Consider the following 19732-nt stretch of genomic DNA (forward strand, 5'->3'; position numbering starts at 1 on the left):
CGTCTATGAAAGGCCGGGGTGGTGGCCGGATGCGACGGTGACGTCGAGGTCGTCGTCGTGGTGCAGGGACGGGGTCAGGCCGCCCGCGCGCAGCGCCGCCGCCGCGGCCGATGACTGGTGCTCGCCGCACTCCAGGAACACCCGGCCGCCCGGGGCCAGCCAGGCTCCCGCCCCTGCGGCGATGCGGCCGGCCACGTCGAGGCCGTCGGCGCCGCCGTCCAGGGCCACCGGCGCCTCGTGCAGCCGCGCCTCGGCGGGCAGCAGCCCGATCTCCCCGGTCGGCACGTACGGAACGTTCGCCACCAGCACGTCCACCCGCCCCCGCAGCGAGGGCGGCAGGGCGTCGTAGAGGTCCCCCTCGTACACGGTGCCGCCCAGCGGAGTGACGTTGCGGCGGGCGCAGTGCACCGCCGCCGGATCGACGTCAGCGGCGTACAGCTCGACCGGCCCGTCCGCGCCCGCGGCCAGCACCGCGCCGAGCGCGCCGGAGCCGCAGCACAGGTCCACCACCACCGACCCGCCCCGCACGTACGCCGCCGCCCGCGCCACCAGCACCTCGGTGCGCCGGCGCGGCACGAACACGCCCGGGTCGACCAGGACGCGCCGCCCGCCGAACCAGGCCCAGCCGACGACGTGCTCCAGCGGCAGCCCGGACACCCGCCGCGCCACCAGTTCGGACAGCCGGACCGGGTCGGGGTCGCCGTCGCGCAGGACGGCCGCCTCCTCCTCGGCGAACACGCAGCCCGCGGCGCGCAGCCGCGCCACCACCTCGTCGGTCACAGCGCCGCCAGCGCGGCGCGGGCCTCGTCGAGCAGCCCCGGCACGGTCGCGGTGGCCAGCACGTGCTCCAGCGCGGCGCGGTACGCCGTCGCGTACGCCTGCCCGGCCGGGACGGGCACGTCCGGCTCGACGCCGACGGCCTCCCAGTTGGTGCCGGTCACCGGGTTCACCGAGCGGGCGTACGGCACGGTGAGCTCCAGCGTCGGCGACAGCGGCAGCGACCGCGCCGGGTGCGCGCCCCCGGCCGTGGGCTCCCCGACCAGCACCGCCCGGCCCTGAGCCTTGAGGTTGTAGCAGATCTCCTCCCCCGCCGAGAACGTGTCCGGGCCGGTGAGGACGTATACGGGACGGTCGAGGTAGCGCTCGCCGGGCAGGTACGCCAGGCTCCAGTACTGCCGGGTGGCGCCGGTCTCGGCCGACTCGACGCTGTTGAGGTGCGTGCCGCTGTCGGGGAAGAAGTAGCTGGACCAGAAGACCGCCCCGTCGGGTGAGCCGCCCCGGTTGTGCCGCAGGTCCAGCAGCAGCGCGCAGGTGTGCGACACCAGTTCCATCGCGGCGGCGACCGCGCGGCCGCCGACCGCCGGATCGGTCACCCCACGCAGGTCGATGTAGCCGACGTTGCCGTCGAGCCGCTCGACCCGGCTGATCCGGTGGTTGTCGGCCCGCAGCTGCTCCCGGTACGCCGACAGCACGTCAGCCTCGGTGTTCGCGGGTCGCGCGCGGCGCACCCGCAGCCGCAGGTGCTGGTCGGCGCACAGCTCCCGCAGGTCGGCGCCGAGCCGCTCGGCCAGCCCCGCCTCGTCGAGGCCGTCGTAGCGCCCGGCGTCCAGCCGCTCCCGGATGTTCGCCGCGGCCAGCACGGCCCGCTCCGGAAACACGTAATGCGCGCACATCAGCGTGAGCGCCCGATCGACCACCTGCCTCGGCATGCCGCAAAGCTACCGGCACCCCCGCCCACCCGCACCCCGGGCGCCGGGGCGCCCGACGCCCGCGCCCGACGCCCGACGCCGGACGCCGGAACGGACCGAGGACGGCGATCTCCGCGCGGAGATCGCCGTCCTCGGTCGAAAAGCGGGTCCTGACCGCGGAAAGTGACCGCAGACAGCGATCTTCCCGCCCCGCCCCGCCCCGCCCCGGCCGCCCCGCCCCGCGGCGCGGCGCGGCGCGGCGCGGCGCGGCGCGGCCGGGGCGGGCGGCGGGCGGCTCAGGTACGGAGCCGGTGGCGGGCGCCGGTGGGCTGCTGGGGGATGCGGGCCGCCTCGGCCTGGCCCTCGGCGTGGGTGACCAGGTCGGGGCTGTTCAGGCCGGCGGCGATGATGTCGGTGACGGCCAGCCAGGACATGTGCACGCCGCCGTCGCCGCCGATCGTGGCCGACCAGCGGGTCGCGGTCGGGTGGGTCGTGACCACGACCACGCCGACCCGGCCCAGGTCGGCCAGCAGCGCGTCCAGGTCGCGCAGCTGCTCGGTGTGCTCGCCCCACGGGTCGGCGATGAACAGCACGTGCGTGGCCCAGGTGGTGACGTTGTTGATGCGCGCGGTGACGGTGTCGGCGGTCTGGGTGTCGTGCAGCACCGCCGCGTTGGCCGCGGCCCGCCGCCCGATGCGCGCCAGCGCGTCGCTGACCGACGAGCTGTACCGGACCCGCTCGTTGAGCGAGGTCAGCGCACGTACGTCGGCGCTGCTGAACCCGGCCACCACCACCGACGCCTCGTCGGCCCAGGCCGCGGTGGCCGCCTCGGCCGCCAGGAAGCGCAGCAGGTCGTCGCAGCGCTGCGGGTCGCCGACCAGGGTCAGCAGGCCCGTACGCTCGCCGTCGACGTACAGCTCCCCGCCCTGCGGCCAGCTGCCGACCTTCAGCAGGCCGGGCAGCAGCGACGGGGCGGTGTGCGCGTCGGGCAGCCAGGCGGCACTCGGCAGCGACCAGGTGTTGGGCCACTGCACCTCGAACGGCTCAGGCGGGTCGGCGCACGGCGCGGCCAGGATGATGGCCAGGTCGCCGCCGCTCTCCCAGGCCGCGGCGACGTCGGGCATCTCCCACGGCGCCCGGCCGCGCAGGCCCACGGTGAGGTGGCGCAGCCCCGCGTCGAGGCGGTCGGCGGCCTGGTGGCGGGGCACCTCGCGCACCTGGAAGTCGAACGCGCCCCGCGAGCCGCGGCGGCGCTTGCGGCGTACCCGCAGCTGGTGCATGCGGCGGATGCGCCGGCGCACCACCATGTGCCCGGCCATCACTCCGGCCAGGGCCAGCCCGGCGCCGGTGGCGAGCACCTTCATGTGGCCGGTGCCGGGGTCGGTCTCGTCCAGACCGGGCGGGTTGGCGGGCGTGCTGCTCGCCGGGGTGGTGACCACCGGGGACGGGATCGCGGTCGGCGAGGTCGCGGGCAGGCTGGGGCGTACGGCAGGAGCCGGGATCGCCGAGGGGGACGGGGCCGGGGCCGGGGTCTGGGTGGGCGGCGGCGGGGTCTGGGTGGCGGGCGGCGGCGCGGTGGGGTCCTCGACCGCGGGCAGCAGCAGCTTGCCGGTGGCGTGGCGGGCGCTGCCCCGGTCGTACGAGTCGGCGGGCAGCACCAGCCGCCAGCCGGGCTCGATGTGGTTGGGGTTGCGCACCAGCTGCGGGTTGAGCGCGGCGATCTGGTGGAACCGGTCGAAGTCCCCGGTGAACCGCTCGGCGATGCAGCCCAGGTAGTCGCCCTGGCGGACCACGTATACGGGGCGCTCGACGAGCTGGTGGGTGGGGGCGAGCCGGACGAGGTCGGTCGGCGGGCGGGCCGAGACCGGCACCAGGGCACCGGCCTGCGGCGCGGTGGTGGCGGGGCCGAGGGCCAGCACGCCGGAGCCGCCGATCGGCGCCAGGGCGTTCGGGGCGGTGACCGGCACGACCGCGACCGCGCGGCCCGCCGAGGGCGGGGGCACCGAGCTGACGGCGGCGGTGGCGACGCTGGTGCCGGCGAAGACGGCGATCATCGCGCCGATCAGGGCCGCGACGATGCGCTGCTGGACGCCGAGGCCCGGGATGCGCCGGGCGCGCCGCCCGCGCAGCCGCGCCGGGATCTCCAGCAGCACGCTGACCGCGAACGTGAACCAGGCGAACCAGCCCGCCAGCGCCAGCAGCCGCAGGAACAGCCGCCCGTCGTCGGGTGAGGTCAGCAGCGTGGTCAGCTCGTCCACGGACGGTACGTGGTCGGGCAGCGGGTTGCCCGCCACCTTCAGCAGCGCCATGGGCGCGCCGACGAGCACCGCGGCTAGCAGCGCCAGTGCGGCGAGCCCGGCGAGCAGGCGCACGAACCAGTTCGGCCTGGTGCGCTGGTCGATGGCCATGGGTGCGCCCTTTCCGTGGTCGCTATCCGATGAGGAGTGTTGCGGTGGCTTCGCCGGTCGCCGTCCAGGTGGCGCCGCCGAAGAAGTCGAGTCCGACCGGGTTGTCGTAGCTGACCGTCGCCCGTACGGTCAGGTGCTGGCGGTCGGGGGCGACCGTGACGGAGCCGGTGGCGCCGACGGTGCGCAGGTATGCCTGGGCCGCCGCGGCCGCCAGGGTCGCGTCGACGACCTTGGGCTTGCCCTGGATCGCGTCCTCGGGGTCGATGGCCTGCCCGGCGGCGCGGGCCGCCTCGGCCGCGATGTTGTCGGCGCGCTGGAGTGCGCGGGTGCGGCCGCTGCCGACGACGACCAGCCCGATGGTGACGATCCACGCGGTGGCGATGATGGTGAAGAAGACGGTCACCTTGCCGTCGTCACGCCGGTACCAGCGCCTCATCTGCGGCTCCGGTAGGTGTCGAGGGGGCTGGTGAAGGTGGAGGTGAGGTTGGCGCGGCCGGGCATGCCGGGCAGGATGATGTCGGTGAAGTCGGCGACGCAGGTCACCGACACACTGACCGTGGCGGGCTGGCCCACCGGCACCGCGAAGCCGCGGGTGTCGGTGGCGATGGTCATGGACTGGCACCGGATGCCCTGTGCGGCGAACGACCGCGCGGCGGCGTCGCGCGCCTGGTCGGCCGCCGCGTCCTCGGTACGGGCCAGGCTGGCGGTGCGGGCCGCGTCGTAGGCGGCCGCCTCGGCGGCCTGGCGGGCCAGCCCGAGGCGCCCCGCCATCATCACGGCGATGAAGAAGATGATCGCGACGGGGGCCAGGATGGCGAGTTCGATCGCCGCCGAGCCCCGGTCCGCCGTCCCCGCCCTCATCGGGTGAACCTCTCGACCGGGCCGTACGCCGTCTGCGAGACCTCGAAGGTCATCCACGGGATGATGCTCTGGGCCTTGCCCTTGACGGTGATGGTGGCCGTGCCGCCGCTGACCGACGCGGAGATGTCGGTGTCGGTGATGCCGAAGCCGACCCGCCGCAGGAAGGCGCGGGCCCGGTCGCGGCCGGTGGTGGCGTCGGAGCCGTAGTTGCGGGCCGCGTTGGCACCCTGGGTCGCGGCGGCCAGGGCCAGGCCCTTTGCCTGGTACACGAGCGCGGCCTGCACCACCATGAACGTCAGGATCAGCAGCGGCAGCGCCATGATCGCCATCTCGACGGCGGCGCCGCCGCGGTCGCGGCGGGCCGGGTCGAGCAACCAGGGTGCGCGCACCCCTCGCCGGCCCCGCGACGGGGGCCGGCGACGGCGTACGAGCGGTTGTGCGGGCATCGGCTTACGGGGCGGGCGCCGTGGTCGGCATCCGGTTGACCCAGCCCTTGGCCACGGCGATGACCATGCCGCCGATGACGATGGCCCCCGCCGCCATGACGAAGATCATCACGACGTGCGGCACCGGGCCCTCGCCCCGGTCGCGCAGGGCCGGGTCGGTCAGGGTCCGCAACTTCTCGCTGGCGGACACGGACAGCTTCAGGAACATGACGTGTTGCTCCCTTCTGTGTTACCTCTGGTTGATCAAGCTCGCCATCAGGGGATATCCGACGAGCACGAGCAGGATGACGATGAGCAGGGTGGAGGGGATGTCCAATTTCGAGGTGCGGGTCTTGGCCTCCTCCAGTGCCCGCACCCGGATCTGGTCGCGCAGCGACGACGACTGGGCCCGCAGGGTCTGGTAGACCTGCGCCCCGTCGTTGCCCGCGCTGCGCATGATGTCGGCGAAGCTGTCCAGCTCCACCACCTTGATGTCGCCGGCCAGGGTCTTCAGCTCGTCCCACGGCGGGCGCATCTGGAGCTGCGCGGTCAGCAGCGTGGTCCGCAGCCGGGTGTACGGCCACCCGGAGCAGATGCTCGCCGACCGCTCCATCGCCTCGACCGCGCCGTGCCCGGAGCGCACCTGGTGCGCCGTGAGCGCCGCGTACGTGCACAGCGCGCGGACGAACTCCGCGCGGGCCGAGCTGGCCTTGGCCATCATGTCCAGGTGCGCCAGCGCGGCGGCGAGCAGCGCGAGCACCAGGGTCGCGGCGACCGGGATGATCAGCGGCAGGTAGATCCCGGCCAGCACGGCCAGGAAGGTCAGCAGCACCGGCAGCAGGAACGCCATCAGCGCCGACAGCCCGATGCTCAGCAGGTGGCGGCCCGGCGTGCGGCCGAGGATGTTGAGGTCGGCCGTGGGCAGTTGCAACCGGGCCAGCCAGCTGGTGCGCACCGGGGCCGTCACGGTGAGGTCGCCGTCGACGCCCAGGGTCGGGTGCAGGCGGCGCAGCGCCGGGCCCAGCGCGGGACTGGCCGGGACGAACTGGATGACCAGCAGGTACAGGCCGTACCCGACGACCGCGCCGCCGGTGACGACGAGGCCGAACCAGAAGTCGACGGTCATGACGCCGCCACCGGGGGCTTGTCGGACTCGGCGCGCAGCAGGCGTGGCAGTTTCGGCGGCAGCGACAGCCCGCGGATCCACAGCATCAGCCCGATGTACAGCCCCGTCAGCCCGACCAGGACCGTCTGGCCCATCCCGGTGCGGTACGGCGCGGCGTACTCGGCGCTGAACGCGCCGAACACCAGCAGGGCGACGGTGACCGCGGTGAGGAACTGCACCGTGAACCGGGCGCTGGCCCGTTCGCTGTCCACGGTGGACCGGGCCACGATCTCGTCCGACAGCGACTGCGCGATGTCGACCAGCGCGGAGTACAGGCCCTCGCCGGCGTCGGCCGCCTGGAGGATCAGCGGCGCGATGACCTCGTCGGAGCTGGGGTCGTTGAGCTCCTCGGCGAACAGCCGCAGCGCCGTGGGCGCGTCGGTGCCCGCCTGCAACCGGGCCGCCAGCGTCTTGACCTCCACAGCCAGCAGCGGCGGGGCGGTGCGCGCGGTCGCGATGATCGCGGCCTGCAACCCGATGCCGTTGCGGACGTAGTCGCTGACGCGCCGGGTCCAGGTCTCCAGCGCGCCGAGGCGGACGATCGCCTTCTTCTCGGCGCTGGCCGCGGCGAACAGCCACGGCACCCCGGGAATGGCCAGCGCCACGATCACCCCGCCGATGGGCCAGCCGGTGAACAGCCACGCCGCCGCCCCCGCGATCACCGCGAAGATCAGCAGACCCCGGTGGGTACGGCGCTGCGCGGCGGTGCGGCCGGGACCGGCCCAGAACCGGCGCCACCACAGCCGCGTCGGCGACGCGGGGCCGATCGGCTTCGTCGTGCCGACCAGGAACATGATCGCCATCGCCACTCCGCCGCACACGAGCAGCACCGCGAGGACCATCAGAATCTGGATCATGAGCGCACCCGCTTGGTGATCAGCTCGCGCGTCCACGAGCCCCGGTTGTGCGGCCCCGCCTCGATGTACGGGATCAGCTCGCGCGGGTCGTAGCCCACGTCCATCAGGTCGTCGCGGATGCGCTCGGGCAGGTGGCGCGGCACCGCGCGGCCGTCGGGACCGGGGCCGAACACCGTCGTGGTGATCACCCGGCCGTCGCGCATGCCGCCGACCTCGATCACGTGCGACACGAACCGGTGCTCGCCGCCGCCGATGGCCCGCTCGTCGACCACGCTGGTGTAGACGATCAGGTCGATGCCCTGCGACGCCATCCGCAGCGCCTGCTCGGCGCCGATGTTGTCACCGTACGAGCAGGCCAGCTGCACGATCGAGTCCATCACCTCGCGCGCCTGCCGGGCGTGGATGGTGCACATCGCGCCCCGGCTGACCGTCATCGCCCGCAGCATCGGCACGATCTCGCGGCCGCGGGTCTCGCCGACGATCACCCGGCGCACGCCGAGCCGCTGCGTGATCGGCATCATGTCGTGCAGGGTCTTCTCGCCGCGGCGCTTGCCGCTGGCGTCGTACTCCCCGTGGCCCTGCAGGGCCTCCAGGCTGATCACCCAGTTCTCGTCGTGGGGCATCGCGGCCTCGTGCAGGCCCAGCTCCCGCGACTCCTCCAGCGTGATGTACGGCTCCCCCGCCGGGATGGTGCGCGCCAGCGCCCGCAGCAGGGTCGTCTTGCCGGAGGCGGCCAGCCCGGCGACCATGATGTTCGCGCCCGACTCCAGCGCCTTGACCAGGAACCGGTACAGCAGCAGGTCGATCATCCCGAACCGGTCGCGCAGCTCCTCCAGCGACGCGTTGAACAGGGTGTGCTTGCGGATGTAGACCACCGGCCGCGGCGACACCTTGTACAGCACCGTCATCCGGGAGCCGTCGGGCAGCTGCATGTCCAGCTCGGGGTTGGACTCCGAGAGCTGGCGCTCGGTCGAGGCCACCCGCATCGCCAGCACCTGGAGCATGCTGACCAGCTCGTCGTCGCTGTCGGCGACCGGCTCGCCCCGGCTGCGGGAGCCGTCGGCGTGGTGCAGCAGCACCTGGTCGCAGCCGATGATGTGCACGTTGGTGACGTGCGGGTCGTCCAGCAGCCGCTGCAACCGGCCCGCGCCGAACATGCCGGCCACCACCGCGTCCAGCAGCGCCTGCTCCTGCGCCGGGCTGATCGGCTGCCCCGCGTGCGCCATCGCCACCGCGTAGTCGGCGATGATCTCGCGGCCGATGCGGGAGGCGACCTCGCGCCGGTAGGCCGGGGTGACGTTGGCGGCGTCGGTGAGCAGGCGGGTCAGCGTCTCGGTGACCCGGCTCTGCAACTGGCGCACCACGCCGTAGTCGATCGGCACGGGCAGGTTCGGCGGGGCGATCGCGGCCGCCGGGGACCCCGGCCCGGCGTACGCCACGGCGCTGCCGTGCGGCGAGGGCACCCGGGCGTGACCGTTCACGCGCATCGGCGGGTTCGGCTCCGGCGGCGGCAGCGGGATGTACGGGCGGGCGGTCATCGGATCACCGGCAGCCGCTCGGTGTCGCGGCGGGAGGCCTCCGGCCGCGACACGGCCAGCGCCGTGCAGACGCTGTCGTACGCCGCGGCCGCGGCCTTCATCAGCGGCGCCCGCCGCCGGCCCCGGCCCTCGCCGGCCAGCGCCGCGGCGCTGCCCGTGTCCCACGGCAGGGAGGCGACCACGGGCACGCCGAGGTTGCGGGAGATGTCACGGCCGGAGATGCCGCTGTCGACCAGCAGCAGCCCGACGCTGCTCTCCACGAACCCGGGCGGCAGCTCGCGCCGCATCGCGCCCACCGCCGACACCGCCGGGGAGACCGTGCGCAGCGACCGCGCCCGCACCGTGAGCAGCACCAGGTCGGCCCGGCCCAGCAGTGCCCAGGGCGCGTTCGCGGCGGCCAGGCGGCCGCAGTCGGCCAGCACCGTGCTGCCGGTCATCCGGGCGAAGAGGTCGCCGAGGCTGGTCCAGGCCAGGTTCAGCGACGAGCTCTGCGACGGCTCGGTCAGGCCGGGCAGCGCCATCCGCTGCTGCCGCGGGGAGTCCAGGTCGATCAGGTTGCCGGCCAGGTCCTGCTCGGCGGTGCCGCGCAGGGCCGAGGAGGCCAGCGGCAGCACGCCCCGGTTGGTGGGCAGTTCGTAGCGCGACAGGTAACCGGCGAGCAGGTCGCCGCCCGCCGGGTCGCACTCGGCGAGCATCGTGGGCGCCGGCCAGGTCAGGGTGAAGGCCAGCGCGGCGGTGGAGACCCCCGGCGAACCCTTCGCCGAGACCAGGGCGATCAGCGTCATGGCGGCCGCCTACGGTCCGTCGAGGGCGAGCACGAGGCGCTTGTCGGCCGCGAACAGCGCCACGGTCGGCGCGTCGGCGGTCGCGACCTCGACGTTGATGATGGTCATCCCGACCCGGGTGCTGGGGATGACGTCGATGACCTTCGCCTCGATGGTGCGGGGCGGCACCAGCTCGGGAGTCGCGGTCTCGCCGGACGGCCGCTGCTCGGGCTCCAGCACGAGCAGCACCGTGGCGCCGACCGGGACGCGCGACAGGCTCGGCATCCGCTCCTCCTCCAGCGCCAGGCCCACCAGGTCCTTGCCGGGGGCGGGCACCGGGGTGTCGGTGATCTGGTCCATGGTCAGCAGCGAGCCCGGCACCAGCGCCATCAGCGTCCGCTTGCCGACGACGTCAGCGGCGTCGGCGGCCGGGATCGGCTTGAGCCCGGCGGCCTCGTTGACCCGCACGATCAGCAGGTCCGCCGCCGTGATCTCGGCCCCGGCCCCGAGCGGGCGGCCGACGGCGAGGAAGTCATGGGTGCTGCCCATCTGCAGCACCACGTAGCCGGCGGTGAGCGCGCCGAGCACGATCAGCAGCACCGCCAGCGACGCGGCGGCCCACGAGCGGCGGCGCGGCGCCGAGCGGGCCACCCCGATCGGCGGCAGCGGCGCCCGGGCGGGAGGGTTCGTCGTCGAGATGCTCATGCCGTACGCCCCATCGGCTCGTTCCGCTCGCTCATGTGCTCTTCTCCTGCCTGCCGTGCGCTCACTCGCCCCGGATCGCTCATGAGTTGTTCACCACCTGCATCTCGTCGATCCGGATCGACGTCGTGGACACGCGCGTGATGTTGACCGTGCCGCTGCGGCCGCCGCCGGACCAGGTCACGCGCCAGTAGCTGCGGGCGGTGACCGTGTACTTGCCGGAGCTGGTGTCGCGGGAGGACTTGGCGTACTTGTAGCCGCAGTTGGGCGAAGAGCTGTTCCCCCGCGACGGGGTGTACGCGGTGCCCGCGTTCCAGCAGGTCACCCTGTTGCCGTCGCCCATGGTCCAGACGATCCGGCGCACCTGCGCGGTGGCCGTGACCGACAGTCCCGGCACCGACGCGGTCGCGGAGACCGGACCCCAGGTGTTGGTGGTGTTCGTGGTGTCGTTCCACATCCACACGGGCAGGCCGACCAGCCCCGGCCCGTTGCCGGGGTCGGGCGCCAGGCCGATGTCCGGGCCGCGCAGCGGGAGCTGGTTGATCGCGCGCAGTGCCACGCTGATCGGCGACGGCAGGCCGCCGTAGCCCGGCGGCGGGTCGGTCAGGTACTGCGTGGTCGCCTGCTGCCAGCCGGCCGACAGGCCGCCCCAGCACCAGACCGCGTACATGGAGCCCTTGGCCGGGTTGTGGCCTCCCCACACCGGGTCGTTGATGGACAGCTCAAGCCGGTCGTAGTAGCAGCTGTCGGTGTGGTTGAACCAGCCGAGGCCAGGCTTGTAGCAGGAGATCTCGCCCAGCTGCTCGTGCTCGCAGACGGCGTCGCCGCTGCCACCGCCGCCACCCCCACCGCCGCCGCCTCCCCCGCCGCCACCGCCGGTGACGATGAGGATGCAGTCGCCGCTGTTGGGCGGGCAGTAGATGTAGTCGGCCCAGGCCGCCGGCGGCGTCACCACCAGGCCGACCACCACCGCGAGCAGCGTGGCGGCCAGGCCGGCGAACGCCCGGCGCGGGGTCAGGATCGGACGGATCAGCATGACGCACCCCTGTCTGCCTGCGACTCGACCCAGCGCCAGGCACCGTCGGGGTAGAGCCCCGCGCGCATGGTGACCGGGTAGCGCTGGTTCTGCTTCGGTGCTGCGACGGACTTGCCGGTCTTCTTGTCGACGGTGTCGGTGCCCGCGTCGTCGACGCAGGCCTCGACCACGATCGAGGTCTCGCTCACCGACACCACCCGGCGCAGGGCCACGCTCGGCTGGCCGGTGCGCACGTAGCCCTGTTCGGCCAGCACGTCCAGGTCGCGTTCGAGCGCGGACATGTAACGGCCGCCGGAGTAGGCGTACATCGGGCGGGCGGTGATGTCGGGCGCCCAGTCGTACTTGCCGGTCTGGGCGGCCTTTATGTAGATGCCGTTGAGTTTGAGGAAGTTGGCCCAGGCCGCGTCGACGCTCTGCTGGTCCTCGGGGCTGAGCGAGGGTCCGGGCTCAACCGGCTTGGCCGAGGCCCGGTTGGGCTTGATGTCAGGGTCGACGGCGCGCGGGCCGCCACATCCGGCGGACAGGCCGAGGATCGCGGCGACGAGTCCCGCGACGACTGCTTTCCGTCCACTGTGGCTGTACGGATTCACGCGCCCCCCTCGTCCGCGACGAGCTTCGCTGAGTCCTTACATCGAGCTATGAAACCGCTGTCTGGTTGCGCTTCCCCCGTTCCAGACGGCCGATCGTACGACGAGGCTGACCGATATAACAAGGGGTGGAGAATGTCCATACGTACAGTATTCGATACCAAATCCTCCCCCCTCCAACCTGGACGATCGCACTGTCCATTTCGTGCCGTCAGCTCACCCTCCATTCATGTTGATCAAGAAATTATGCGAATCTTGGCATGGATGTCCGTTTCCAAAATTCATGATCGGTAAGGATCAGGCACCAAGATTTGGGGGGATATGGGCGGTTGGCTGGGTAGGATGGTGAAGATCAATCGACGGGGGTGGTCGTGGTGGCGGCAGTGGGCACCGGAACTGGGCTGGTCAATCAACCTGCGACGTTCGAGGGCGTCGTCGACTGGTACGCGCGCATGCGTGCCCACGATCCGGTCAGCTGGGACGAGCAGTACGGCGCCTACCACGTCTTCGGCTACGACGACATCCAGGCGGTCCTGTCCGACCCGGCGACCTTCTCCTCCGACCTGACCGGCCTGATGCCGCCGCAGGCGGAGCTCGAACTGTTCAGCCGGGGCAACTTCGTCCGGATGGACCCGCCCCGCCACGACAAGCTGCGGCGGCTCGTGAGCAAGGCGTTCACTCCCCGGGTCGTGGCCGAGCTGGCCCCGCGCATCACCACCATCACCGACGAGCTGCTCGACGACGTCGCGGGCGACCCCGGCTTCGACCTGGTGCAGACCCTGGCGTACCCGCTGCCGGTGACCGTGATCGCCGAGCTGATCGGCGTGCCCGCCGCCGACCGCGCCGAGTTCCGCCGCTGGGCCGACTCGCTGCTCAACGCGCAGCTGCCGGAGAAGGTCATCCCCGACCAGGAGCGGCTGAACCAGGCCGGCGAGCGGATGCGGGCGATGATCGACTACCTGCTGGCGCACATCCGACAGCGCCGCGCGCACCCCGCCGCCGACCTCACCACCACGCTGATCGCGGCGGAGGTCGACGGCGAGCACCTGACCGACGAGGAGATCGTGGGCTTCCTCGGCGTGCTGCTCATCGCGGGGCACATCACCACGACGACGCTGCTCACCAACGCGGTGTGGTGCCTGGACACCCACCGCGACGCCGCCGCGGCGGTGCGGCGCGACCCCTCGAAGATCCCGGCGATGCTGGAGGAGGTGCTGCGGTTCCGGTCGCCGTTCCCGCGGCTGGCCCGGCTGACCACCACCGAGGCGACCGTCGGCGGGCAGCGCATCGCCGCCGGGAAGATCCTCATGCCCTGGATCGCCTCGGGCAACCGCGACGAGCGGCAGTTCCCGCACGCCGACCGGTTCGACCCCGACCGCAACCCCAATCAGCACCTGGCCTTCGGCCACGGCATCCACTTCTGCATCGGCGCCCCGCTGGCCCGGCTGGAGGCCCGGCTGGCCACGACCATCCTGCTGGAGCGCTGCCGCGACATCGAGATCGCCGACGGCGCCGAGTTCTACGACCCCCGCATGATGACCGGCGCCCGCGTCCTGCCCCTCACCACCACCTGGATCTGATCCCTCGCCGCGGTCAGTGGGCGGCGCGCTGGTGGGCCGAGACGGCCAGTTCGACGCGGGAGGCGACGCCGAGTTTGGCCAGGATGCTGGAGACGTGGGACTGGACCGTACGCCGGGACAGGAACAGCTGCTCGGCGATCTCCGGATTGGACATGCCGCTGGCGACCAGCTGCGCGATCCGGTGCTCGGTCTCGGTGAGCGCCGCCCAGCCGTGCTTGGGGCGCTTGCGCGGCCCCGCCCGCCCCCGGCGCACCCCCGCCTGGCGCAGCCGTGCCTCGGCCCGCGACACGTCCCAGGCGGCGTCACAGGCGCCGTAGCCCTCCACCGCCCGGGACAGGGCCTCCCGGGCCCGCTCGCCCTCCTCGCGGGCCGCCAGCAGCGCGGCGGCGTCCTCGTACGCCTGGGCCTCGTGCAGGCGCCAGCCGCAGGCGCCGAAGCCCCGCGCGGCGTCCAGCGCCCGGTCCGGGTCGCCGTCGGCCAGCGCCCCGCACAGCGCCGCCGTCGCGGCGAGGCTTCCCACGTCCGGCTCGGCGGCGGCCAGGGCCGCGAGGCTGTCGGCCAGCGCCCGGCCGCGCGCGGCGTCCCCGGCCGCGGCGGCCAGCCGGGCCAGGTCGGGGCAGAGCTGGTAGATCAGCCGGCGCGGCAGGTGGTCGGCGGCGCGGGCGTGCTCCCAGTACGGGTACAGCAGCGCGACCGCGTGCTGCGGCCGCCCCTGCTCCCCCAGTGCCCGCGCCCAGCTCGACAGGTACGCGTACTGCGCCTCGGTCTCGCCCCGCGCGGTCTGCGACACCACCCCGGCCTCGCGCAGCGGCACGCCCCGGTGCAGCGCGATCAGCGCGTCCAGCCCTTGCAGCCAGGGCAGGTCGCCCAGCGGATCGGGATACTCCCGCCCCGAGCCGATCTCGGTCAGCGCGTCGTCCCAGCGGCCGGTGAGGAAGCACAGTTGCGCCCGCAGCGCGTGGATCAGCGTCAGGTACGGCCCGCCGTAGCGCTCGTTGCCGTCCAGCGCGTACGCCAGCGCCTGCTCGGCCTCGTCCAGGCGGTCCAGCATGAGCAGGCAGTAGCCGCGCAGCACGTACTGCCCGGCGGGCATGTCGGGCAGCATGCCCGCGCCCAGGTCCGCGATGGCCTGCTCGGCCAGGTCGAGTCCGGGCGGCACGTCGCCCTCGATGAGGCGAAGCACCCCCTGCACCAGGTGGCCCAGGCCGACGGCGTAGTAGTCGCGTGCGGCGGTGCCGTCGTCGACGGCGCGCCGTGCCGCGGCGGCGCTGTCGTCGTGGCGGCGCAGGAAGAACAGGCACTTGGCGCAGAAGCCGTGGAAGCGGCCGACCAGCTCCGGCGGCAGCCCGGAGTCCAGGGCCAGACCGGCCACCCGCACCGCCTCGGCCTGGCGGCCCTGCCGGAAGCAGGCGTCCATGAGCAGCCAGTACAGCTCTGCGCGGCGGCGCGGGTCGGGGTCGCGGGCCAGCGCCCCGCGGGCGGCGCGCTCGGCCTCGTCCACCTCGCCCGCCCAGATCAGCGCCCGGACCAGCTGGTGGCGCAGGTCGTACGACCGGTCGCCGGTGACCGACGCCAGCGCCCGCCGCAGCAGCCGCACCGCCGTGCCCGGCGCCCGCGTGATCAGCTCCTCGGCCGAGCGCGACAGCCAGGCCAGCGTCGCCGGGTCCAGCACCGACCCGGCGACCAGGTGCTCGGCCACCCGGTCCACGCTGCCCCCGGCTCCGATCAGGACCTGGCCCGCGCGCAGGTGCAGCGCCGCGCGCAGCTGCTCGGGCACCCCCTCGACCAGGGCCTGCCGGATCAGCGCGTGCCGGAACTCCAGGTACGGCCCCGCGTCGACCAGGATGCCGACCTCGATCGCGGCCGACAGCAGCTCCGACAGGCCCAGCACCGGCTCGTCCAGGACCGTGGCCAGCTCGCCCACGTCGATGGCGCGGCCCAGCACCGCGGCCTGCTGCAGGATCTCCCGCTGCCGGGCGGGCAGGTAGTCCAGCCGGCTCAGGATCGTGGCCAGCAGCGACGGCGGCATGCGCCCGTCGGCGGCCTCGATCTCGGCCCGCCCGCCCGACAGCCGGATGCCGCCCTCCCGTTGCAGGGCCGCGACCAGCTCGGTCAGGTAGAAGGGGTGGCCGCCCGCCCCGGCGATCAGGGCGGCCAGGCGCGGTCCCGGCGCCGCGCCCAGCGCCCCGGCGGCCAGGTCGGCCGCGTCCTCGGGCGCCAGCGGGGACAGGCGCAGCTCCCGCGCACCGCGCGCGTGCAGGCTGCGGACCAGCCCGGCCAGCTCGCCGCGTACGGGCGCACGGGCGGCGAGCACCAGCAGCAGCGGATACTCCTCGATGCCGCGACCGAGCCGGTGCAGCACCACCATGCTCTCGGCGTCGGCCCACTGCGCGTCGTCGACGATCACCGCGACCGGTCCCTGGGCGCACCACAGGTCCACCAGGTCGAGCATGGCCTCGGTAATGGCGAGCTGGTGGTTGGCGGCCCCGGCGCTCTCGGCGAGCGCGCCCTCGCCGCGCAGCAGCCGCAGCACCCGCGCCACGGCCGGGTCGGCGGCGGACTCGCGCAGGTGCAGGCAGGCGGCGGCGGTCGCGAACGGCAACTGCTGCTCGATGTCCTCGGCGGTGCCGCGCAGGACCCGCATGTTCAGCCGCGCGCAGGTCGCGGCGGTGTGGTCGAGCAGGGTGGTCTTGCCGATGCCCGGCTCGCCCTCCAGCACCACGGCCGCGCCGTGGCCGGCGGCCGCGTCCCGGGCCAGCGCGTCCAGCCGCTCGATCTCACTCGCGCGGCCCACGAAGACGGGCGCCGCCATGGCCCCAGCCTAGCCGCGGGCATCGCCCCACCAGGGGCGTTACCCGGACCAGGCCCGAGCCAGGCGGCGTTGGGATGGGTGTTGCCGGTCCGCACGCCGGGGAGGCGGCGCCAGTGGGCGCGAAACGCGGACCGCGGGGTTCCTTCTCAGCAGGCGGCGGGCTCGGCGTACATCTCGTCGATGACGGCGAGCACGCCCGCGATGGTGGTCCGCGCGCGGGTGGCGATGTGCTCCACCGGCGCGTTGCCGACGAAGGCCGCACGGATGGCGGCGCGCAGGGTCGCGCTGTCCGACCGGGCCACGGCCTGGTCGATCAGGGTCAGCGTGTGGTCTGCGGCGAGATACATCCGATGGGTCTCCGTTCCGTACGCGGGGCGCCTTGCCCTGTCCACGATCCGGCATCGGGCGGCCCGGAACATCCGCCACCTCGCGGGTACCGGCAGGGGATCTGTCCCCTGCCGGTACCCGGACGACCTGTTCGCGACGTTGCCTAACCGGGGTGCACCCCCACCGCGTCGCGGATCTTGAAGCCCTCGCGGGCGTCGGCGGACCGGGCGCAGTGGGCGCAGCAGTAGAAGTGGCCCGACACCTCCACGCCATGTCCGATGATCTTGCAGGCGCAGTGCTCGCACACCGGCGCCAGCCGCTGCACCGCGCACTCGAAGCTGTCAAACACGTGCACGTTGCCACCTGCCGTGTGCACCTCGAAGGACAGCCAGTACTCGTTCTTGCAGACCTCGCAGGTACCCATCACGCCTCCCGTTGCTTCCAGCAGCCGTCACCAGTCTCAGCGAAGGAAGGGCGCCTTCTTGTCGTTTTGCGTAGAAGAGGGTGTCCCGCCTCGGACAGACCGAGGGGCAGCGCGGCGCGTGCCGCTCTGCGAGCATGCCGGACATGAACGGGGAACCCCTGCCGAGAAACACGCCCCTGGCCGCGGTCACCGGCGCGCTCGCCGCCGCCGCCGTGGGCATCTTCTTCACCGTCCTGTGCGTGCAGCGGGCCGTCACGGTCGACCGCTACCCCCGCCTGGAGACCGAGGGCTTCCTCGCCGTCCTGCTGGGCACCCTGGTCGTGGCCGCCGCCGTGGCGATGCTCGCGCTACCGCAACGGCACCGGTTCAGCGGCTGGCCGGTGTCCGCGGCGGCCCTGGTCGTCCTGCTCGCCGTGGGGACGCTGGCGCCTTCGGCCTCCGGCGGGGTGGCCGGGCTGCTGCTGTGGTCGGCGATGAGCCTCGCCATGGGCGCGGCCCTGCTCGGCGTGCTCGGCGCCGCCGCCGGAGCGGGCGGCACCCGGCGCCCGGCGATCGCGGCCGGGCTCGCCACCGGCCTGGCCGCAGGCCCGCTCGTCTGGTACCTGAGCAGCCTCATCCTGTCCGGTGTCGACCTGCCCCGCGACCTGGCCGACCTGCTGCTGCCCGTGATCGTCCTGCTGCTGGTCGTCGTCGCCGCGCTCGCCGACCCGCCCCGGCCGCAGCCGCAGCCGACGGCGGCGGGCACCGGCGGCCTGTACGCCGTCCTCGGCGCGGCCGTGTTCCTGCTGGGCGCGGGCACGCTGACGCTGCGCGTGCTGTACGAGTCGCTGCGGGTCAGCGTCGACAACCTCGCCTCGCTGCGGCGGATGGAGTTCGTCGAGAACCTGGGCTACTTCGGCCCGATCGTGCTCGCGGTGCTCATCGCGACGCTGCTCACCTGGTACGCCGCCCGCCGCGGCCGCACCGACCTGGCCCGCTGGGTGGTGCTGTCGTTCGGGGCGGCCGGGCCGCTGGCGTACTCGATCGACGGCGTGCGCGACCGGGTGGACCTGGCCGGCTACCTCCCACTGCTGCTGGTCGCCGCCGTGAGCGCGGCGGTCGGGGCGCTGCTGGTCCGCTACGCCGACCGCTGGTTCGCCTGGGAGGCGGTCGGGCTCGCCCTGACGGCGCCGGGGGTCCTGGCCGGGCTCGTCGCGTACCGCCAGACGCCGGACTGGTGGACTCTGTCCAGCCTGCTGCTGGGAGCCGGGCTCGGTCTGGCCCTGGGCGCGGGCAGCGTCCGCACCCTGCGCACAGCCGAGGGCGGACCGGCCCGGGTCGCCGGATCGCTGGGGCTGGGCTTCGCGGCGCTGCTGCTGTGCGCCCAGGCCCTCGGCCCGGTGATCTGGCACGCCGAGGACCATCGGGGGTACGGCGAGCTGCCGGTCGCCGTACCGGTGCTCGCCGCGGTCACCGCCGCCGTGCTGGTGGCCGTGTTCGGCGTAGGCCGGGCGATGCACCGGCTGCGCACCGACCTGGTCGCCCAGGCCCGCGCCGCCGCGACCGCCGACGCCGGCCCTGAAGCCGCACCCGTCGGCTGAGGGCGTCCCGCCGTCCCGGCCGCGCGTCGAACCGCGAGCGGGCCGGGACGGGCACGCGTCAGCGCAGCGCCGCCGCGACGGCGTCGGCCAGGGGCGTGGTCGGGCGGCCGATGAGGCGGGCCAGCTCGCCGGTGGTCACGGCCAGCTCGCCCTTCTCGACGGCCACGTCGACGTCGGCCAGGATCGTCGCGAAGTGCTCGGGCAGACCGGCCCCGATCAGGATGCCCCGGTACGCGTCCGGCGTCACCGAGGTGTAGGCGATCTCGCGGCCGGTCTGGCGGCTCAGCTCGGCCGCGTACTCGGCGAAGCTCCATGCGGTGTCGCCGCCGAGCTCGTACGTCCGGCCCTCGTGACCCGTGCCGGTCAGCACCGCCACGGCCGCCGCCGCGTAGTCCGCGCGAGCCGCGGAGGCGACCCGCCCCGGGCCCGCCGCGGCGACCACGGCGTCGTGCGCCAGCACCGGCGCCAGGTTGCCCGTGTACACCTCGTGGTACCAGTTGTTGCGCAGCAGCGTGTACGGCAGCCCGGACGCCAGCACCAGCTGCTCGGTGGCCCGGTGGTCGTCGGCCAGCGCCGCCGTCAGGCTCCCCGGCGCACTCGTGTACGCCAGCAGCCCCACCCCCGCCGTACGCGCCGCCTCGATCACGGTGCGGTGCTGGGCCACCCGGTCCTTGCCGACCTCGCTGCCGGAGATGAGCAGCACCCGGTCCCCCGCCGAGAACAGGCCCGCGAAGGACTCCGGCGTGTCGTAGTCGGCGGTGTGAAGCCGGACCCCGCGCGCCGCGAGCGCGGCGGCCTTCTCGGGACTGCGGACGACGGCGGTGACCTGGTCGGCCGGGACCTGCTCCAGCAGCCCGTCCACGACGAGGCGGCCCAGCTGCCCGGTGGCTCCGGTGACGATGATGCCCATATCGGAAAACTCCTTGTCAAACGGTTCTTCCCCAGCCTAGGCGCTAGCTCACCGTTTGATCAGTACCC

The 19732-nt window shown here is 73.9% G+C and carries 20 protein-coding genes; 2 read left to right on the forward strand and 18 right to left on the reverse strand.

All coding sequences use genetic code 11. The features are described from left to right. Positions 1-3: 3 nt before the first annotated feature. The 14 genes from Cs7R123_RS33455 to Cs7R123_RS33520 all read right to left on the reverse strand — a co-directional run bounded on the left by Cs7R123_RS33455 (position 4) and on the right by Cs7R123_RS33520 (position 12034). The gene (locus Cs7R123_RS33455; RefSeq protein ID WP_212832512.1) at positions 4-780 is read right to left on the reverse strand and encodes a putative protein N(5)-glutamine methyltransferase; all 777 of its coding nucleotides are present in this window, start codon (positions 778-780) and stop codon (positions 4-6) included. Next, positions 777-1709: a S41 family peptidase gene (locus Cs7R123_RS33460; protein ID WP_212832514.1), complete on the reverse strand. Its 933-nt coding sequence runs from the start codon at positions 1707-1709 to the stop codon at positions 777-779. Before Cs7R123_RS33460 ends, Cs7R123_RS33455 begins: the two co-directional genes overlap by 4 nt. A 275-nt stretch (positions 1710-1984) precedes the next feature. Next, a complete protein-coding gene (locus Cs7R123_RS33465) occupies positions 1985-4096 on the reverse strand; it encodes a LysM peptidoglycan-binding domain-containing protein (RefSeq protein WP_212832516.1) in 2112 nt (703 codons plus the stop codon). Between the two features lie 22 nt (positions 4097-4118). Then, complete coding sequence (locus Cs7R123_RS33470) at positions 4119-4532, reverse strand: hypothetical protein (protein WP_212832518.1); 414 nt, start codon at positions 4530-4532, stop codon at positions 4119-4121. Further along, positions 4529-4957, reverse strand: a complete 429-nt coding sequence (locus Cs7R123_RS33475) for a TadE/TadG family type IV pilus assembly protein (protein WP_212832520.1) — start codon at positions 4955-4957, stop codon at positions 4529-4531. The genes Cs7R123_RS33470 and Cs7R123_RS33475 overlap by 4 nt, the downstream gene beginning before the upstream one ends. After that, positions 4954-5346 (reverse strand): TadE/TadG family type IV pilus assembly protein, encoded by a 393-nt coding sequence (locus Cs7R123_RS33480; RefSeq protein ID WP_212832521.1) that lies wholly within the window; start codon positions 5344-5346, stop codon positions 4954-4956. The genes Cs7R123_RS33475 and Cs7R123_RS33480 overlap by 4 nt, the downstream gene beginning before the upstream one ends. A gap of 61 nt (positions 5347-5407) precedes the next feature. Then, positions 5408-5611, reverse strand: coding sequence for a hypothetical protein (locus tag Cs7R123_RS33485; RefSeq protein WP_212832522.1), 204 nt, complete (start codon positions 5609-5611; stop codon positions 5408-5410). Positions 5612-5632: 21 nt separating this feature from the next. After that, positions 5633-6508 carry a type II secretion system F family protein gene (locus Cs7R123_RS33490; RefSeq protein WP_212832523.1) on the reverse strand — a complete coding sequence of 292 codons (876 nt, stop codon included), beginning with the start codon at positions 6506-6508 and terminating at the stop codon, positions 5633-5635. Then, positions 6505-7404, reverse strand: a complete 900-nt coding sequence (locus Cs7R123_RS33495) for a type II secretion system F family protein (RefSeq protein WP_212832524.1) — start codon at positions 7402-7404, stop codon at positions 6505-6507. Before Cs7R123_RS33495 ends, Cs7R123_RS33490 begins: the two co-directional genes overlap by 4 nt. Next, entirely contained in the window at positions 7401-8942 is a 1542-nt protein-coding gene (locus tag Cs7R123_RS33500; protein WP_244872311.1) for a CpaF family protein, read from the reverse strand. Before Cs7R123_RS33500 ends, Cs7R123_RS33495 begins: the two co-directional genes overlap by 4 nt. Further along, positions 8939-9727, reverse strand: coding sequence for a ParA family protein (locus Cs7R123_RS33505; protein WP_212832525.1), 789 nt, complete (start codon positions 9725-9727; stop codon positions 8939-8941). The genes Cs7R123_RS33500 and Cs7R123_RS33505 overlap by 4 nt, the downstream gene beginning before the upstream one ends. Positions 9728-9736: 9 nt before the next feature. Next, positions 9737-10411: an SAF domain-containing protein gene (locus tag Cs7R123_RS33510; RefSeq protein WP_212832526.1), complete on the reverse strand. Its 675-nt coding sequence runs from the start codon at positions 10409-10411 to the stop codon at positions 9737-9739. A gap of 79 nt (positions 10412-10490) precedes the next feature. After that, complete coding sequence (locus tag Cs7R123_RS33515) at positions 10491-11444, reverse strand: hypothetical protein (RefSeq protein ID WP_212832527.1); 954 nt, start codon at positions 11442-11444, stop codon at positions 10491-10493. Beyond that, positions 11438-12034, reverse strand: a complete 597-nt coding sequence (locus tag Cs7R123_RS33520; protein ID WP_212832529.1) for a hypothetical protein — start codon at positions 12032-12034, stop codon at positions 11438-11440. The genes Cs7R123_RS33515 and Cs7R123_RS33520 overlap by 7 nt, the downstream gene beginning before the upstream one ends. Positions 12035-12414: 380 nt before the next feature. On the opposite strand from Cs7R123_RS33520, the gene Cs7R123_RS33525 reads away from it, so the two are divergent. Then, complete coding sequence (locus Cs7R123_RS33525) at positions 12415-13611, forward strand: cytochrome P450 (protein WP_212832531.1); 1197 nt, start codon at positions 12415-12417, stop codon at positions 13609-13611. Positions 13612-13624: 13 nt separating this feature from the next. Here the strand turns inward: Cs7R123_RS33525 and Cs7R123_RS33530 are convergent, their stop codons facing one another. The 3 genes from Cs7R123_RS33530 to Cs7R123_RS33540 all read right to left on the reverse strand — a co-directional run bounded on the left by Cs7R123_RS33530 (position 13625) and on the right by Cs7R123_RS33540 (position 17174). Further along, the gene (locus Cs7R123_RS33530) at positions 13625-16423 is read right to left on the reverse strand and encodes an AAA family ATPase (protein WP_212832533.1); all 2799 of its coding nucleotides are present in this window, start codon (positions 16421-16423) and stop codon (positions 13625-13627) included. 146 nt (positions 16424-16569) lie between these two features. Continuing rightward, positions 16570-16770 (reverse strand): hypothetical protein, encoded by a 201-nt coding sequence (locus Cs7R123_RS33535; protein ID WP_212832535.1) that lies wholly within the window; start codon positions 16768-16770, stop codon positions 16570-16572. 143 nt (positions 16771-16913) lie between these two features. Beyond that, entirely contained in the window at positions 16914-17174 is a 261-nt protein-coding gene (locus tag Cs7R123_RS33540; RefSeq protein ID WP_212832537.1) for a Prokaryotic metallothionein, read from the reverse strand. A 143-nt stretch (positions 17175-17317) separates the two neighbouring features. Here Cs7R123_RS33540 and Cs7R123_RS33545 point away from each other — a divergent pair, with 143 nt between their 5' ends. Beyond that, positions 17318-18754: a hypothetical protein gene (locus tag Cs7R123_RS33545; protein ID WP_212832539.1), complete on the forward strand. Its 1437-nt coding sequence runs from the start codon at positions 17318-17320 to the stop codon at positions 18752-18754. Between the two features lie 58 nt (positions 18755-18812). Here the strand turns inward: Cs7R123_RS33545 and Cs7R123_RS33550 are convergent, their stop codons facing one another. After that, positions 18813-19664: an SDR family oxidoreductase gene (locus tag Cs7R123_RS33550; RefSeq protein WP_212832541.1), complete on the reverse strand. Its 852-nt coding sequence runs from the start codon at positions 19662-19664 to the stop codon at positions 18813-18815. Positions 19665-19732 lie beyond the last annotated feature (68 nt).

This window comes from Catellatospora sp. TT07R-123 (assembly GCF_018327705.1).
Classification (GTDB): Bacteria; Actinomycetota; Actinomycetes; order Mycobacteriales; family Micromonosporaceae; genus Catellatospora.

What these genes read in the sequence shown, in the direction of transcription:
- Cs7R123_RS33545 (WP_212832539.1), top strand. Translation starts at nt 17,318, where the DNA reads ATGAACGGGGAACCCCTGCCGAGAAACACGCCCCTGGCCGCGGTCACC.
- Cs7R123_RS33485 (WP_212832522.1), bottom strand. Translation starts at nt 5,611, where the DNA reads ATGTTCCTGAAGCTGTCCGTGTCCGCCAGCGAGAAGTTGCGGACCCTG.
- Cs7R123_RS33550 (WP_212832541.1), bottom strand. Translation starts at nt 19,664, where the DNA reads ATGGGCATCATCGTCACCGGAGCCACCGGGCAGCTGGGCCGCCTCGTC.
- Cs7R123_RS33530 (WP_212832533.1), bottom strand. Translation starts at nt 16,423, where the DNA reads ATGGCGGCGCCCGTCTTCGTGGGCCGCGCGAGTGAGATCGAGCGGCTG.
- Cs7R123_RS33495 (WP_212832524.1), bottom strand. Translation starts at nt 7,404, where the DNA reads ATGATCCAGATTCTGATGGTCCTCGCGGTGCTGCTCGTGTGCGGCGGA.
- Cs7R123_RS33470 (WP_212832518.1), bottom strand. Translation starts at nt 4,532, where the DNA reads ATGAGGCGCTGGTACCGGCGTGACGACGGCAAGGTGACCGTCTTCTTC.
- Cs7R123_RS33510 (WP_212832526.1), bottom strand. Translation starts at nt 10,411, where the DNA reads ATGAGCATCTCGACGACGAACCCTCCCGCCCGGGCGCCGCTGCCGCCG.
- Cs7R123_RS33515 (WP_212832527.1), bottom strand. Translation starts at nt 11,444, where the DNA reads ATGCTGATCCGTCCGATCCTGACCCCGCGCCGGGCGTTCGCCGGCCTG.
- Cs7R123_RS33500 (WP_244872311.1), bottom strand. Translation starts at nt 8,942, where the DNA reads ATGACCGCCCGCCCGTACATCCCGCTGCCGCCGCCGGAGCCGAACCCG.
- Cs7R123_RS33490 (WP_212832523.1), bottom strand. Translation starts at nt 6,508, where the DNA reads ATGACCGTCGACTTCTGGTTCGGCCTCGTCGTCACCGGCGGCGCGGTC.
- Cs7R123_RS33465 (WP_212832516.1), bottom strand. Translation starts at nt 4,096, where the DNA reads ATGGCCATCGACCAGCGCACCAGGCCGAACTGGTTCGTGCGCCTGCTC.
- Cs7R123_RS33540 (WP_212832537.1), bottom strand. Translation starts at nt 17,174, where the DNA reads ATGGGTACCTGCGAGGTCTGCAAGAACGAGTACTGGCTGTCCTTCGAG.
- Cs7R123_RS33535 (WP_212832535.1), bottom strand. Translation starts at nt 16,770, where the DNA reads ATGTATCTCGCCGCAGACCACACGCTGACCCTGATCGACCAGGCCGTG.
- Cs7R123_RS33460 (WP_212832514.1), bottom strand. Translation starts at nt 1,709, where the DNA reads ATGCCGAGGCAGGTGGTCGATCGGGCGCTCACGCTGATGTGCGCGCAT.
- Cs7R123_RS33475 (WP_212832520.1), bottom strand. Translation starts at nt 4,957, where the DNA reads ATGAGGGCGGGGACGGCGGACCGGGGCTCGGCGGCGATCGAACTCGCC.
- Cs7R123_RS33505 (WP_212832525.1), bottom strand. Translation starts at nt 9,727, where the DNA reads ATGACGCTGATCGCCCTGGTCTCGGCGAAGGGTTCGCCGGGGGTCTCC.